Genomic DNA, 14,126 nt, shown 5'->3' on the forward strand with positions numbered 1-14,126 from the left:
GAGAGCGGCGGTGCGCATCGATGTCCACGGCCCTTTCGAGCGCATGCTGTCTATGAACCCTCCGGCTGAACTGCATTGCACCCTGTCCGGTACCGTCGCGGAGCTCCCAGCGTTCTTCGAGCGCATGGAGGATTGGGCCATGGAGCACGGAGCTCCCCTGCCGCTGGCGTCTTCCTTCGGACTGATGCTGGACGAATTGCTCACCAACGTCGCCACCCACGGATACGGCGGTCAGGGCGGCCCGGTGACGGTGCAGCTGGTGTTCACCGCGCCCCGTACCCTGAGCGCCATCGTGCGCGACGAAGGCCCTGCTTTTGATCCCACCACGCTGGTGGCTGCCGATATCGAGGCGTCGCTCGAGGACAGGCATATCGGTGGGCTGGGTGTGCATTTCGTCAAGAAGTTGGCGGATCGTTTCGTTTACCGCCGGGACGGCGCCGTCAACGAAATCGCGGTGTCTCGCACTTGGACGCCTGGCGGCGCATCGGGCGAAGGTATGTAGCAAAGTGTACAGGCGTATCATTGCCTGTGACCAGCGCTGTGTGCGCTGCCTGGGCCGCGTTCGCGCCCGGGTGTATCCACCTCCCCCCATCCCGCCTCTTTCGACCGCCAGCCTGCTGCCATGTCCGACAGCCACGTGTCTCCTCTGATCGCTGCATTGGGCGAAGCCATCGGCATTCCGGCGCTGCGGGCCGATGCGCAGGGGTGCTGCCGGCTCCTCTTCGATGGGGACCGTGCGGTGGAGTTGCGGTGCGCCCCGGCGCAGGGGCGCTGGGTGCTGTCCTGTGCATTGCGTGGGCAGCGTGTGGACACGGCGGGCATGCAGGTGCTGATGCAGGGAAACCACATGGGAGCCGGCTTTGGCGGCGGCTGGTCGGGCGTGGATGCCCAGGGGCTGGCTGTGGTGCATTTGCCACTGGCCCTGCCCGAGGCGTCGGCCAGCGCGATGCTCAACGCCATCGAACTGCTGCTCAACCACGTGGAGCGCTGGGAGCGGCGCCTGCTGGAAGCCGTGCCCGCATCGCCAGGCTCGCGCATGGCCGAGTGGGCGCAGCGCATCTGATCTGATCTGATCTGATCTGGCGGCCACACACCGCCTGCGCAAAGGGGCCGGCGCGTTCGCTGCCGTCTGCGGCGGGCCTTGTGGCTGCTCGCCTCGCCCCTTGCTAACCCCCGCTACCGATGACCGGCCGGTCCGGCAGCTCATTGCCAGGCCGATGGCCCGTGGCCTGTGCGCTGCCTGCGGGGAAGTGCGCTTGCAGCAGGGCTGACACTTCGGAAATCGCGCGGGTCAGGCCTTCCTCGTGGCGCCCTGCGCGGAACGCGTCGCCCATCGCGGCCACCATGCGCTGCCAGGTGTCGGCCGGCACGGCACCCGCCAGGCCGCGGTCGGCCACGATTTCGATGGCGTGTTCGGCCTGCAGCAGGTAGATCAGCACGCCGTTGTTGCCTGCGGTGTCCCACACGTGCAGCTTGCCGAACTGGGCCACCGCACGCTCCCTGGCGCTGGCGCCGCGCCACAGGTACGACAGCGGCAACCCCGCCTCCACGCAGATGCGGATCTGCCCGGTGTGCAGCCGCTCGCTGGCGGTGACGCGCTCGGTGAGCCGCGCGAGCACATCGGCAGGGAAGGTCCGCTGCAGCGCGCCATCGGCCCAGCGGTGGCGGGCCAGGCGCAGGCAGCGGTGCCACAGGGTCAGAGGGTGTGCCGCCATGTTCACCAGCCTCCCGACGCGCCGCCGCCGCCAAAATTGCCGCCGCCGCCCGAGCTGAAGCCGCCGCCCCCGGAGCCGAAACCACCCCCGCCGCCACGGCTGCCGCCGCTGCCTCCCCAGTGACCCCCGCCCGCACCCCAGCCGCCGGCGCTGCCGCCCTGGATCACCGGGCCGCTGCGGCCGCCGAAGAGCCAGGTGTAGAGCAGGGCGATCAGGCCGGCGCCCCCCGCCAGCAGCAGGCTGGAGGTGATGAGAAAGGCTATGGCGCCCACCCCGCCGCCCATGAGCAGCCCGCCCATCCGCCCGCCCAGCAGGCTGCGCGCGAGCGGGCCCGCGACGATCACGCCGAAGAACAGGAAGATGGCGAGGTCCGCCCAGTCGAATCCGCTGCCGCCGCCGGTACCGCGGCTGGGAGGGTCGGACTCGCTGCCTTGCGCCGGGGCGGGCAGGGCCTCGCCAGCGATGCGTGCGCTCAGTGCGGCCACCGCGTCAGTCAGGCCGCCGGCGTAGTCGCCCTGCTGGAACTTCGGCTTCATGGTGCCGTCGATGATGCGCGCGGCGGCGATGTCGGGGATGGCGCCTTCCAATGTCTTGGCGACCTCGATGCGCATCCTGCGGTCGTTCTTGGCCACGACGACCAGCACGCCGTCGCCCACCTCGCGGCGGCCGATCTTCCACACGTTGGCGACGCGGTTGGCGTACGCGGCGATGTCTTCGGGCGCGGTGCTCGCCACCATCAGCACCACCACCTGCGCGCCGCGGGTGCGCTCCAGCGCCTGCAGCTGCGCGTCCAGCGCGGCAGCGTCGTCGGTGCTGAGCGTGCCGGTCTGGTCGATCACGGCGCGGGTCAGGGCGGGCACGGGCTGCAGGCCCTTGTCAGCCTGCGCCCAGGCGCTCGATGTTGCTATTAAAAATATAGCTGCTAGCGCCCGACAGATGCGCGGTAGAGGCATTTTGGGGTCCAGGTGAGGGGCTGTGTCGGCGCGCAGGCCTCAGCGCTTGGGTTGTGATGCCGAGAAGTCCACCGTGGGCGGTGTGGAGATCTGCGCCTCGTTGGCGACCGTGAAGGTGGGCTTGGGCGCGTAGCTGAACGCCTTGGCCGTGAGGTTGGTGGGGAAGCTGCGCGCGAGCACGTTGTAGTTCTGCACGGTCTCGATGTAGCGGTTGCGCGCCACGGTGATGCGGTTCTCGGTGCCTTCCAGCGTCACGCGCAGGTCGCGAAAGCCCTGGTTGGCCTGCAGCGTGGGGTAGCGCTCGGACACGGCCATCAGCCGCGACAGCGCGCCCGACAGCTCGCCCTGCGCCTGCTGGAACCTGCTGAACGCCTCAGGGTTGTTCAGCGTCTCGGGCGTGACCTGGATCGACGTCGCCTTGGCGCGGGCCTCGACCACGCGGGTGAGGGTTTCCTGCTCGAAATTGGCTTCGCCCTTGACGGTGGCGACGATGTTGGGCACCAGGTCGGCGCGGCGCTGGTACTGGTTCAAGACCTCGCTCCAGGCGGCCTTGGACTGCTCGTCCAGCCGCTGGAAGTCGTTGTAGCCGCAGCCGCTGAGCGCCAGCACGGCCGCCAGCAGGGCAAAAAAGCGTTTCGTCATCATCATGATGGTCAGCACCGGGTGAAAGTGGAAAGCCGGATATCGGGTGGGTGCGCCGCCGCTGCAAGGGCCGGCTGCGCGGGCGCCGGGCGGATGTGCGCCGCCGCCGCGCTGCCCGCGAACTGCCCGCCACCGTGCACGGCTTTGGGCAATGACCGCACAATAGCAGCCTGCGCGCAGCCCGCCCATGGGCACAGCGCGCCAGCCGCCCTCAGACTCCTCCTACGCCACACCGACCCCCATGCCCCGCCCCAGCGCCGCCACCCTCGGAGGATCCTCGGATGACACCGAGGCCGCTTTCTATGAAGCCCTGCAGCGCGGCGACATCGAACTGCTGATGTCCTGCTGGTCGGAAGACGACGACATCGTCTGCGTGCACCCCGGGGGACCCCGGCTCATGGGCGCGGGTGCGATCCGCGCCGCTTTCGAAGCCATGTTCGCTCATGGCACGGTGCGGGCCCGGCCGGTGCAGGTGCACCGGGTGGTGGCCTTGTCCAGCGCCGTGCACAGCGTGGCCGAACATGTCGAGGTGATGCTGCCCGACGGCCTGCACCAGGCGGTGGTGCTGGCCACCAATGTCTATCACAAGACCCCCGAGGGCTGGCGCATGGTGGCCCACCACGCGAGCGCCGGCACCGCGCCCGACGCGCAAGGGGTCGATGCCCAGCGCCCGGTGCTGCACTGAGCGGGACGGACGGTCCTGGATGGATGCAGCTGTTTTTGCGGCCTGCCGCTGGATGAATAAGCGCCGATAGCTATGAAATATATAGCGCCACGCTGGCTGCCGGGTGGGCAGTTGCAGACCATCTGGCCTGCCCTTTACTCCCGCCGCGCGTTCGGCCCCAAGCCCCAGTATCGCCGCGAGCGCTGGGACACGCCGGACGGAGACTTCATCGACGTGGACTTTCTGGTGGACGGCAGCCCCGGCACCGGCACCGGCTCCGGTACACCGGCGCCGCAGCCCCTGCTGGTGGTGTTCCACGGCCTGGAAGGTTCGTCGCGCAGCCACTATTGCGAAGCGTTCGCTGACTTCGCGCGCGAGCACGGCTGGGCCTGTGCCTTGCCGCATTTCCGGGGCTGCAGCGGCGAGATCAACCGCGCCCCGCGCGCCTACCATTCGGGCGACCATGCCGAGATCGGCTGGATCTTGCAGCGCCTGCGCGCAGCACACACCGGGCCGCTGGTGGCGGTGGGGGTGTCGCTCGGGGGCAATGCGTTGCTGCGCTGGGCCGCCGAGGTGGACGAGGACGCCGCGCGCAGCGTGGACGCGGTCGCGGCCGTGTGCTCGCCCATCGACCTGGCGGCCGGCGGGCACGCCATCGGGCGCGGCTTCAACCGGCAGGTCTACACCCGCATGTTCATGCGCACCCTGGTGCCCAAGGCGCTGCAGAAGCTGGCGCAGCACCCGGGCCTGTTCGACCGGCAGGCACTGCTGGCCGCGCGCGACCTGTACGCCTTCGACAACGTGTTCACCGCGCCCGTGCACGGCTTTCGCAACACCGAGGACTACTGGCTGCGGGCGTCGTCCAAGCCGATGCTGCACCGCATCCGCGTGCCGGCGCTGGTGGTCAATGCGCGCAACGACCCCTTCGTGCCCGCGGCCAGCCTGCCGCAGGCGCACGAGGTGGGCCGCTGCGTGACCTTGTGGCAACCCCCGCACGGCGGCCACGTGGGCTTTGCGCAGGGGCGGCTGCCCGGCAATGTGCGCGGCATGCCCGATGCCGTGGGCGGCTGGCTGGCGAATCAGGCTGACATCGGCGGCTGGACAGTCGCCGCACAATCGCCCCATGGATGACATCGTCAAGCAAGCCATTGCCAAATGGCCCAACGTACCCCACTGCTACGGCTGGCTGGGCCTGGATGCGCGGGGCCGGTGGTACCTGCGCGACGACGCGGTGCAGGCCGCAGGCCCCTTCCCCGAGGCCAAGGGCTCGCTGCTGCAGCACGAGAAGCTGATCGAGTTCATCGAGCGCAACTACGAGGCCGACGGCCAGGGGCAGTGGTTCTTTCAGAACGGGCCGCAGCGGGTGTACGTCGAGCTCGAGGCCACGCCCATCGTCTGGCGCATCCAGCCGGACGTGTCGCTGGTCTCGCACACCGGGCAGGCCGCCACGGCGCGCGATTGCCTGCTGGACGAAGAGGGCCGGGTCTATTTGACTGCGACCCAGGGCCTGGGCCTGGTGCACACCCTGGATGTGCTGCTCGCGTCCGAAGCGGTGGAACGGGGGCTGTGGTCCCCACGCGAGGTGCGGGCCGCCGATCTGCCCACGCTGTACGGCTACATCCAGAGCCCTCGGGCGCTCTGGGTCGCCAGCGGCGGCGGGGCGGCTGCAGCAGCGCCGGTCTGATGCGGCGGCGGGTCCCGATGTTGAGAGAAGTGAGGCCGGCGCACACCGCGCGGGCATGAAAAAGCCGACCTCGGTGGGTCGGCTCTCTTCGGCAGGGTTGGCGCCGTGACGGCGTACGTCCCTCAGGACAAACGGGCCATGCGCCCGTCACCCCCCTGGCCGCAGCGTGGTGCCGCAGCCACAGCGCGGGCCGCAAGGCCCGCGAAGGATCACTGTGACGCAGCCGAGGCAGGTGCTGCAGCGGCAGAGGCATCCGCAGCAGGTGCCGATGCACCGGCAGCCGCCGGAGCGGCAGGCTCTGCGAACTTGGCGCCCGCGGCGTTGGCCATGTAGGCCACGGCGCGTGCGATTTCGGTGTCGTTGAAGTCGCCGCCACCCTGCGGCGCCATGGCGCCCTTGCCCTTCAAGGCCGAATGCACCAGGGCATCGAAGCCGGTCTTGATGCGTTCTGCCCAGGCTGCGGCATCCGCCAGCTTGGGAGCCCCGGCCGCACCCGTGGCGTGGCAGGCAGCGCACTGGCCCTTGAAGACTGCTTCACCCGTCGCCAGAGGGCGGTTGGCATCGCGCACCTCGACCATGCCCACCTTCTGGATCCGCTCGGCAATGGACTTTTCAGGGTTGGCCGCACCAGCAGCGGGTTTGTCGGCCGATGTGACGTACATGACCAGGCCGATGATGGCAAAGATAGGAACCACAAACGAGAAAAAACTCGCCAGCAGCAGTTGCTTGGGGCTCTTGATGGGGCCGGTGTGCGCTTCTTCGTGGTGGGTGTCGCTCATGACTTCCTCTGGTGTATCGGGGGGCTTTGATGAAATCAACCTTAAATTATATCTGCGGCCCCAGGAGCTGCAGTCCCCCGCAAAGCACACGCGCACCCCGATGAACCCTGAGTGCACCCCCCGCAGCCCCGGCCGGGCCGCGGGGGCAGCCTGCCTCAGGAGCGGTTGTCCGCCACTGCCGGCGCGCCGCCGCCCAGGGCCTTGTACAGCGTCACCTGGTTTTGCAGCTGCGCCAGGCGTACTTGCACCACCGCCTGCTGCGTGGCAAACAGCGAGCGCTGCGCGTCCAGCAGGTCGAGGTAGCTCGACACGCCGTTGCGGTAGCGCAGGTCGGCCAGTTGCAGGCGGGCGCCCTCGGCCTCGGCCTGCCGCTGCTGGGCCAGCGCCTGCTCGCCCAGCGTGGCCTGCCCGGCCAGCGCGTCCGACACTTCCCGGAAGGCGGTCTGGATGGCTTTTTCATACTGCGCCACGGCAATGCTCCGTCCGGCACGCGCGCTCTCCAGGTTGGCCTGGTTGCGGCCCGCATCGAAGATCGGCAGCAGCAGCGACGGCGCAATCGAGAAGCCCCAGGAGCCGCTCTTGAACAGCCCCGACAGCTCGTTGCTGGCCGTGCCCGCCTGCGCGGTGAGCGCAATGCGCGGGAAGAACGCAGCCCGCGCCGCGCCGATGTTGGCGTTGGCGGCGATCAGCTGCTGCTCGGCCTGGCGGATGTCCGGGCGCCGCGTGAGCAGCTCGGACGGCAGGCCGGCCGGCAGCTGCGCCATGGCGGGCGCATTGGCCAGCCGGCTGCCCGCCAGGCTGGCGCGCACCTCGTCGGGCAGGGCCTGGCCCAGCAGCAGGACCAGCGCGTTCTCGTCCAGCGCACGTTGGCGCTGCTGCTGCGCTAGCGTGGCGCGTGCCGCCTGGGTCAGCGAATCGGCCTGGCGGAAGTCCAGCTCCGAGGTGACGCCCGCGTCCAGGCGCATCTTGGTCAGGCGCACCGATTCCTCGCGCGAGGCCAGGGTCTGGCGCGACAGCTCCAGCAGCTCTTCGTCGGCCAGCAGGTTCAGCCAGCCGTTGGCCACCGCGGCCACCAGGCTCACCTGCGCGGCGTTGCGGCCTTCTTCTGTGGCCAGGTACTGCGCCAGCGCCTGCTCCTTGAGGCTCGCGATGCGGCCGAAGAAGTCGATCTCCCAGGACGAGATGGCCAGGCCGACGCTGAACGAGTTGGTCAGGTCGCCGGTGCCCGTGGCGGGCGCGCGGCTCGCGTTGGCGGCCACGCCCACGCCCGGGTACATGTCGGCACGGCGCACCTGGTAGGTGGCGCGGGCCTGCTCGATGTTGAGCACCGCCACGCGCAGGTCGCGGTTGTTGGCCAGCGCCGTTTCGATGAGCTGGCGCAGCCGGGGCTCGGCAAAGTAGTCCTGCCACGGGGCCATGGCGGCCGTGCTCTGTCCTGCAGCGTTATTGTCTGCGCCGAGTGTCGTGTACACCGACGGTACGGGCGCCGCGGGGCGCTCGTACGTGGGGATGAACGAGCAGCCGGCCAGCAGCGCGGCCGCGGCCAGGGCGGTGAGGGTGCTGCGGTGATTAGTCATGGGTTCCAACTCCTGCTTCTTCTGCATGGCGGCGGTTCATTTCCTGCTGGCGCGCGCTGCCCTTGAACAGGCTGCGCACCACGACGAAGAACACGGGTACGAAGAACACCGCCAGTGCCGTGCCGGTGATCATGCCGCCGATCACGCCGGTGCCGATGGCGCGCTGGCTGGCCGAGCCGGCGCCCGATGCGATGAACAGCGGCACCACGCCCAGGCCGAACGCCAGCGACGTCATCACGATGGGCCTGAAGCGCAGGTGCGCGGCCTCCAGCGCGGACTCGACCAGTCCCTTGCCCTGGGCATGCAGGTCCTTGGCGAACTCGATGATCAAGATGGCGTTCTTCGCGGACAGGCCGATGATGGTGATCAGGCCCACCTGGAAGTACACGTCATTCGCATACCCGCGCAGCAGCGTGGCCAGCAGCACGCCCAGCACACCGAGCGGCACCACCAGGATCACGGCCAGCGGAATGGTCCAGCTTTCATACAGCGCGGCCAGGCACAGGAACACCGCCAGCACGGCAAAGCCGTACAGGATGATCGCCTGCGATCCCGCCTGCTTTTCTTCGCGCGACGTACCCGTCCACTCGAAGCCGAAGCCCGGTGGCAACTGCGCGGCGAGCTTTTCCATCTCGGCCAGCGCGGCACCGCTGCTATAGCCCGGGGCGGGTTCGCCGCTGATGCGCATGGCGGGGTAGCCGTTGTAGCGCACCGTCTGCTGCGCGCCCTTGACCCACTTCGTGGAGGCAAAGGCCGACAGCGGCACGGGCTGGCCCTGTGCGTTGGTCGCGTTCAGGCGCAGCAGGTCGTCGGGCTGCATGCGGCCTGGCGCGTCGGACTGCACCACCACGCGCTGCAGACGCCCCTTGTTGGGGAAGTCGTTCACATAGCTCGAGCCCAGCGCGGTGGAGATGGCGCTGTTGATGGCGTCAAAGCCCACGCCCAGAGCCTGCGCCTTGTCGCGGTCGATGTCGATCTGCAGCTGCGGAGCATCTTCCAGGCCGTCGGGGCGCAGGCCCGTCAGCACCTTGCTCTGCATGGCCATGCCCAGCATCTGGTTGCGGGCGTTGACCAGCGCGTCGTGGCCCAGGCCCGCGCGGTCCTGCAGGCGGAACGAGAAGCCGCTGCCCGTGCCCAGTTCCGGAATGGCCGGCGGGCTTAGCGGGAAGATGAACGCATCGCGCACCGTGGACAGCGCGCCGAACGCGCGGCCTGCCAGGGCGCTGGCGGATTGGCCGGCCTCCTTGCGCTCGTCCCAGTCCTTGAGCGTCACGAACGCGATACCCGCGTTCTGCCCCTGGCCCGAGAACGAGAAGCCCAGCACGCCCACCATGCTCTGCACTTCGGGCTGCTTGAGCATGAAGCCTTCGACCTGCTTCATCGCCTCGAGCGTGCGCTCTTGCGTGGCGCCGGGCGGCAGCTGCACGTTCACCAGGATGTTGCCCTGGTCTTCCTGCGGCAGGAACGCGGTGGGGATGCGCGTGTACACGATGCCCACCACGGCCAGGATGGCGCCGTAGATGACCAGGTAGCGCGCCGCCTTGCGCAGGATGCGCGACACCAGGCCCTCATAGCCCTTGGCGGTGCGCGTGAACACGCGGTTGAACCAGCCGAAGAAGCCGCGCTTTTCGTGGTGGTGCCCCGCCTCGACAGGCTTGAGCAGCGTGGCGCACAGCGCCGGCGTGAGCGACAGCGCCATGAAGGCCGAGAAGGCGATCGACGCGACCATCACGGCCGAGAACTGGCGGTAGATGTTGCCGGTGGAGCCCGCGAAGAACGCGAGCGGCACGAACACCGAGATCAGCACCACGGTCACGCCGATGATGGCGCCCGAGATCTGGCGCATCGCCTTGCGCGTGGCCTCCAGGGGCGAGAGCCCTTCCTCGCTCATGATGCGCTCGACGTTCTCCACCACGACGATGGCATCGTCCACCACGATACCGATCACCAGCACCATGCCGAACATGGTCAGCACGTTGATCGAGAAGCCCAGGGCCAGCAGCGTGCCGAACGTGCCCAGCAGGGCAATCGGCACCACGATGGTCGGGATGATGGTGTAGCGCCAGTTCTGCAGGAACAGGAACATCACCAGGAACACCAGCACCACGGCTTCGACCAGGGTCTCGGCCACTTGCGAGATCGAGATCTTCACGAAGCGCGAGCTGTCGTACGGGATGGAGTACTTCACGCCTTCAGGGAAGAACTTCTGCAGCTCGTCCATCTTCTCGCGCACCAGGCGTGCCGACTCCAGCGCGTTGCCGCTGGGCGACAGCTGCACACCCAGGCCGACGGCCGGGGCGCCGTTCAGGCGCGCCGAGGTGGCATAGCTCTGGCCGCCGAGTTCCAGGCGTGCCACGTCCTTCAGGCGCACCGACGAGCCGTCGGTATTGGCGCGCAGCACGACGTTGCCGAACTGCTCCACGCTGGACAGCTGGCCCTTGACCACGACCGTGGCCGCAATGCCCTGGCCGGTGATGTTGGGCAGGTCGCCCATCACGCCGGCGGACACCTGGGCGTTCTGAGCGCGGATGGCGGCCGTCACGTCGGCGGCAGACAGGTTGAAGCCGCGCAGCTTGTCCGGATCGATCCAGACGCGCATCGCGTTTTCGCTGCCGAACAGCTGCACCTGGCCGATGCCCTTGACGCGCTGCAGCTCGGGCTGAAGGTTGCGGGCCGCGTAGTCGCCCAGCTCCACCGGGGTGAACTTGGGGTTGTCCGACGCCAGCATGGCAAACAGCAGGAAGTTGCTGCGAGCCTTGTCGACGCGCACGCCCTGCTGGGTCACGACGGACGGCAGGCGCGGCGTGGCGCGCGACAGGCGGTTTTGCACATCCACCTGGGCCAGGTCGGAGTTCGTGCCGGGCTCGAAGCTCAGCGTGATGCTGCCGGAGCCATCGGCCTGGGCCACGGACTCCATGTACAGCAGGCCGGGCGAGCCGTTCATTTCACGCTCGATGACGGACAGCACGCTGTCCTCGAGCGTCTGGGCGGACGCGCCTGGGTAGGCGGTGTTGATCACGATCGATGGCGGGGCCACCGGCGGATACTGGGCAATCGGCAGTTGCGTGATGGCGACGCCGCCCATCACCATGATGAACAGCGCAATCACCCACGCAAAGATGGGGCGGTCGATAAAGAACTTGGCCATGCTGGGCTGCCTTTTATGGCTTGGAGGCCGCGGCCGATGCTGCCGGTGCGGCTGGCGCAGACGCAGACGCAGCGGCGGCGGAGGCCCCCGGCTGCGCTGGCGCGGCGCCCGGCGCTTGCCACGGCACAGGCTTCACAGGCGTTCCCGGCGGCAGCATCTGCAGCTTCTGGAAGCCGTCCACCATGACCTTCTCGCCAGCCTTCAGGCCGTCGAGCACCACCCAGCGGTTGTTCTGCGCGGCGCTGATCTTGATGGTGCGCTGCGAGATCTTGCCGTCATCGGACACGACGCTGATCGTGTCGCCTTGCTGCGTGCGCGTGACCGCCTGCTGGGGCAGCGTGATGGCGTTGCTGGCCTGGGCCTGCTCGATGCGCACGCGCAGGTACAGGCCGGGCAGCAGTTCGCCCTTGGGGTTAGGCACTTCGGCGCGCAGCGTGACCTGGCCCGTGGTGGCGTCCACCGACAGGTCGGTGAACAGCAGCTTGCCGGGCTGGGCGTATTCGGTGCCGTCACTGAGCACCAGCTTGACGCTGGCGGCCTCGCCGCCAGCGCGCTTTAGCTGCCCGTTCTCCATGGCGCGGCGTAGCTGGAAAACATCGCTGGCCGACTGCGTGAAGTTCACATAGACCGGGTCGATCTGCTGCACCACCGCCAGCGCCGTCGCCTCGCCCTGGCCCACCAGCGCGCCCTCCGTCACCAGCGCCCGGCCAATGCGGCCGGAGATGGGGGACGTGACGCTGGCGTAGCCCAGGTTGATTTCCGCCGTGCGCACGGCGGCCTTGCCAACGGCCACATCGGCTTGCGCCTGCTTCTCGGCCGCTTCGGCATTGACGAAATCCTGCTTGCTGATGGCATTGGCGCTGACCAGGGGGCGATAGCGGTCCACCTGGGCACTGGCCTGCGCCAGATTCGCCTGCGCCTTGGCCAGGCTGGCGCGCGAGCTTTCAGCGGCTGCAGCGTAGGGGGCGGGGTCGATGCGGAACAGCGCCTGGCCCGCCTTCACGTCGCTGCCTTCCTTGAACAGGCGCTGCTGCAGGATGCCTGCGGCGCGTGCGCGTACCTGGGCGGTGCGCGATGCCTCCACGCGGCCTGGCAATTCGGTGACCAGCCCCACATCTCCGGGTGTGGCAGTGACCACGCCCACTTCGGGCGCAGGCATCTGGGGCGGTGCGCCGCCCGCGGCCTTGCCGTCGGTTTTTCCGCAGGCGGCAAGGAGCAGGGCCACCGCGCTCACAGCCACGAAAGTGCGCGTCGTGCGGTAGGAAAGCGCCTGGGGGAGGGCGCGGCTGACGGATGGGTCACGCAGTGTGCGCATGAGAGTCCTTCTGATGTGCGTCAAGGAAATGGGGTTGTAGGGGATGGAGCGTCGGCCACGGGCCTTCCCCGGAGAACCCGACAAAACTAGTCCGCGATTATACATACAACCATGAATGTATAATTGGCGATGTGTATGCCCTTGCGTTCTTGCGGGGGCATTGGGACCGGAGCAGAGGAGACAAGCCACCATGGCACGCCGAACCAAAGAAGATGCCATCGCTACCCGCAACAGCCTCATCGATGCCGCCGAGCAGGTCTTTGGCGACAAGGGGGTGTCGCGGGCGTCGCTCAGCGACATCGCCCAGGCCGCAGGCGCCACGCGCGGGGCCATCTACTGGCACTTCAAGGACAAGGTCGACCTGTTCAACGCCATGATGGACCGCGTGACCCTGCCCCTGGAGCAGGGCTATGGCGAGTTCGAAAGCAGCACGTGCCCTGAGCCGGTGCAGCGCCTGCGCGCCGTGATGGCCATGGTGCTGCGTGGCGTGGCCTTCGATGAGCGCACGCGCAGGGTCTTTGAGGTGGCGCTCTACAAGGTGGAGTACGTGAGCGAGATGGTGGGTGTGCGCGAGCGCCACATCGCGGCGTCCGAAGGGTTCACGCGGCAGCTGGCGCGTGACTTCGAGCTGGCAGCCCAGATGCAGGGTGTCGCATTGCCGATGACACCGATGGAGGCCGCGGTGGGCCTGCACGCCCTGTTCGACGGGCTGATACGCAACTGGATCCTCAGCCAGGGCGGCTTTGATCTGGTGGGGGTGGGCCGTGTCAGTACGGACGCCTTCCTGGTGGGGCTCGGGTTGTCGTTGCCGCAGGGGCGCTGCGATGCGCAGGATGCGTCTGCTTGAGCGTGGCACTCGCCGCTTGCGCGGTGCCGGGGTTGGCAGATCTTGTTGGGGATCATGGCGCTGCATGCGATAATCTCGGGCTGTATTGATGCAGTCACGCGGCTGTAGCTCAGTGGATAGAGTATTGGCCTCCGAAGCCAAGGGTCGTGGGTTCGATCCCCGCCAGCCGCGCCAGATGCCTGGGTCCAACGACCGGGGGTTCGAAAGTTGTGCGGCTTCGCACAATTTTTCAGGCGGGCTAAAAATCAGTGCTATAATTCGAAATTCTCCGGAGGGGTGCCCGAGTGGCTAAAGGGGGCAGACTGTAAATCTGTTGGCTTACGCCTACACTGGTTCGAATCCAGTCCCCTCCACCAGTTAGTCAGTGTTGAGAGTGTCAGCCGTTCTGTTTGTGCAGGGCGGTCGCAAAGGTTGTCAGCCGATGCGGGAGTAGTTCAATGGTAGAACCCTAGCCTTCCAAGCTAATGACGCGGGTTCGATTCCCGTCTCCCGCTCCATTGCTTGGCTGTGCTGGTTGATGAGTTAGAGATTTTGATGTCGTGCAAGCGGCATCAAGCGCCCATGTGGCTCAGTGGTAGAGCACTCCCTTGGTAAGGGAGAGGTCGCGGGTCCGATTCCCGCCATGGGCACCACTTTCAGGTGCGTCCGATTCTGGTTGCGCCGAGATCCTGTTGTGTTGATATAGATTTTTTTCGGAGTCGGAAAAATGGCAAAAGGTAAGTTCGAACGTACCAAGCCCCACGTCAACGTGGGCACGATCGGCCACGTGGACCATGGCAAGACGACGCTGACGGCAGCGATC

General features: G+C 67.9%; 13 protein-coding genes, 4 tRNA genes and 1 pseudogene. 11 read left to right on the plus strand and 7 right to left on the minus strand.

Annotation, left to right across the window (positions count from 1 at the left end; genetic code table 11):
- Positions 1-10 precede the first annotated feature (10 nt).
- Positions 11-502 (plus strand): ATP-binding protein, encoded by a 492-nt coding sequence (locus ASG27_RS08155; RefSeq protein WP_156370650.1) that lies wholly within the window; start codon positions 11-13, stop codon positions 500-502.
- Between the two features lie 120 nt (positions 503-622).
- Positions 623-1,063: a type III secretion system chaperone gene (locus tag ASG27_RS08160; RefSeq protein ID WP_056416825.1), complete on the plus strand. Its 441-nt coding sequence runs from the start codon at positions 623-625 to the stop codon at positions 1,061-1,063.
- 103 nt (positions 1,064-1,166) lie between these two features.
- On the opposite strand, the gene ASG27_RS08165 is transcribed toward ASG27_RS08160, so the two are convergent.
- From ASG27_RS08165 to ASG27_RS08175, 3 genes are read right to left on the minus strand one after another with little or no spacing between them, the layout of a single operon-like run.
- Positions 1,167-1,715, minus strand: coding sequence for a TPM domain-containing protein (locus tag ASG27_RS08165; RefSeq protein ID WP_056416827.1), 549 nt, complete (start codon positions 1,713-1,715; stop codon positions 1,167-1,169).
- A gap of 2 nt (positions 1,716-1,717) precedes the next feature.
- Complete coding sequence (locus tag ASG27_RS08170) at positions 1,718-2,668, minus strand: TPM domain-containing protein (protein ID WP_056416830.1); 951 nt, start codon at positions 2,666-2,668, stop codon at positions 1,718-1,720.
- 39 nt (positions 2,669-2,707) lie between these two features.
- On the minus strand, positions 2,708-3,313 hold the full coding sequence (locus tag ASG27_RS08175; protein WP_056416863.1) for a LemA family protein: 606 nt from the start codon (positions 3,311-3,313) through the stop codon (positions 2,708-2,710).
- A 238-nt stretch (positions 3,314-3,551) separates the two neighbouring features.
- Here ASG27_RS08175 and ASG27_RS08180 point away from each other — a divergent pair, with 238 nt between their 5' ends.
- The 3 genes from ASG27_RS08180 (at position 3,552) to ASG27_RS08190 (ending at position 5,658) form a co-directional block, all read left to right on the plus strand.
- A complete protein-coding gene (locus ASG27_RS08180) occupies positions 3,552-3,995 on the plus strand; it encodes a YybH family protein (protein WP_056416865.1) in 444 nt (147 codons plus the stop codon).
- 72 nt (positions 3,996-4,067) lie between these two features.
- Positions 4,068-5,105 (plus strand): YheT family hydrolase, encoded by a 1,038-nt coding sequence (locus ASG27_RS08185; RefSeq protein WP_056416832.1) that lies wholly within the window; start codon positions 4,068-4,070, stop codon positions 5,103-5,105.
- Complete coding sequence (locus ASG27_RS08190) at positions 5,098-5,658, plus strand: DUF2946 family protein (protein WP_056416835.1); 561 nt, start codon at positions 5,098-5,100, stop codon at positions 5,656-5,658. Before ASG27_RS08185 ends, ASG27_RS08190 begins: the two co-directional genes overlap by 8 nt.
- A 215-nt stretch (positions 5,659-5,873) precedes the next feature.
- On the opposite strand, the pseudogene ASG27_RS08195 reads toward ASG27_RS08190, so the two are convergent.
- The 4 genes and pseudogenes from ASG27_RS08195 to ASG27_RS08210 form a co-directional block, all read right to left on the minus strand.
- Positions 5,874-6,437 (minus strand): annotated as a pseudogene (locus ASG27_RS08195) (c-type cytochrome); the annotation flags it as partial.
- Positions 6,438-6,592: 155 nt separating this feature from the next.
- Entirely contained in the window at positions 6,593-8,014 is a 1,422-nt protein-coding gene (locus ASG27_RS08200) for an efflux transporter outer membrane subunit (RefSeq protein ID WP_056416867.1), read from the minus strand.
- Positions 8,007-11,162: an efflux RND transporter permease subunit gene (locus tag ASG27_RS08205; protein WP_056416839.1), complete on the minus strand. Its 3,156-nt coding sequence runs from the start codon at positions 11,160-11,162 to the stop codon at positions 8,007-8,009. Before ASG27_RS08205 ends, ASG27_RS08200 begins: the two co-directional genes overlap by 8 nt.
- Before the next feature lie 13 nt (positions 11,163-11,175).
- The gene (locus tag ASG27_RS08210; protein ID WP_056416842.1) at positions 11,176-12,477 is read right to left on the minus strand and encodes an efflux RND transporter periplasmic adaptor subunit; all 1,302 of its coding nucleotides are present in this window, start codon (positions 12,475-12,477) and stop codon (positions 11,176-11,178) included.
- A 190-nt stretch (positions 12,478-12,667) separates the two neighbouring features.
- On the opposite strand from ASG27_RS08210, the gene ASG27_RS08215 reads away from it, so the two are divergent.
- The 6 genes from ASG27_RS08215 to ASG27_RS08240 form a co-directional block, all read left to right on the plus strand.
- On the plus strand, positions 12,668-13,324 hold the full coding sequence (locus tag ASG27_RS08215) for a TetR family transcriptional regulator (protein ID WP_056416845.1): 657 nt from the start codon (positions 12,668-12,670) through the stop codon (positions 13,322-13,324).
- A gap of 98 nt (positions 13,325-13,422) precedes the next feature.
- Positions 13,423-13,498 (plus strand) — tRNA-Arg (locus tag ASG27_RS08220).
- Between the two features lie 96 nt (positions 13,499-13,594).
- Positions 13,595-13,680, plus strand: a tRNA-Tyr gene (locus ASG27_RS08225).
- A gap of 67 nt (positions 13,681-13,747) precedes the next feature.
- Positions 13,748-13,821: transfer RNA gene (locus ASG27_RS08230), tRNA-Gly, on the plus strand.
- A gap of 60 nt (positions 13,822-13,881) precedes the next feature.
- Positions 13,882-13,956: transfer RNA gene (locus ASG27_RS08235), tRNA-Thr, on the plus strand.
- 74 nt (positions 13,957-14,030) lie between these two features.
- The coding region (locus ASG27_RS08240; RefSeq protein WP_033470817.1) for a GTP-binding protein at positions 14,031-14,126 on the plus strand (96 nt) is incomplete at its 3' end.

Origin of the sequence: Acidovorax sp. Leaf191 (assembly GCF_001424425.1) — a bacterium.
Lineage (GTDB): Bacteria > Pseudomonadota > Gammaproteobacteria > Burkholderiales > Burkholderiaceae_C > Acidovorax.

What these genes read in the sequence shown, in the direction of transcription:
- ASG27_RS08180 (WP_056416865.1), top strand. Translation starts at nt 3,552, where the DNA reads ATGCCCCGCCCCAGCGCCGCCACCCTCGGAGGATCCTCGGATGACACC.
- ASG27_RS08185 (WP_056416832.1), top strand. Translation starts at nt 4,068, where the DNA reads ATGAAATATATAGCGCCACGCTGGCTGCCGGGTGGGCAGTTGCAGACC.
- ASG27_RS08190 (WP_056416835.1), top strand. Translation starts at nt 5,098, where the DNA reads ATGGATGACATCGTCAAGCAAGCCATTGCCAAATGGCCCAACGTACCC.
- ASG27_RS08165 (WP_056416827.1), bottom strand. Translation starts at nt 1,715, where the DNA reads ATGGCGGCACACCCTCTGACCCTGTGGCACCGCTGCCTGCGCCTGGCC.
- ASG27_RS08210 (WP_056416842.1), bottom strand. Translation starts at nt 12,477, where the DNA reads ATGCGCACACTGCGTGACCCATCCGTCAGCCGCGCCCTCCCCCAGGCG.
- ASG27_RS08170 (WP_056416830.1), bottom strand. Translation starts at nt 2,668, where the DNA reads ATGCCTCTACCGCGCATCTGTCGGGCGCTAGCAGCTATATTTTTAATA.
- ASG27_RS08215 (WP_056416845.1), top strand. Translation starts at nt 12,668, where the DNA reads ATGGCACGCCGAACCAAAGAAGATGCCATCGCTACCCGCAACAGCCTC.
- ASG27_RS08160 (WP_056416825.1), top strand. Translation starts at nt 623, where the DNA reads ATGTCCGACAGCCACGTGTCTCCTCTGATCGCTGCATTGGGCGAAGCC.
- ASG27_RS08205 (WP_056416839.1), bottom strand. Translation starts at nt 11,162, where the DNA reads ATGGCCAAGTTCTTTATCGACCGCCCCATCTTTGCGTGGGTGATTGCG.
- ASG27_RS08175 (WP_056416863.1), bottom strand. Translation starts at nt 3,313, where the DNA reads ATGATGACGAAACGCTTTTTTGCCCTGCTGGCGGCCGTGCTGGCGCTC.
- ASG27_RS08200 (WP_056416867.1), bottom strand. Translation starts at nt 8,014, where the DNA reads ATGACTAATCACCGCAGCACCCTCACCGCCCTGGCCGCGGCCGCGCTG.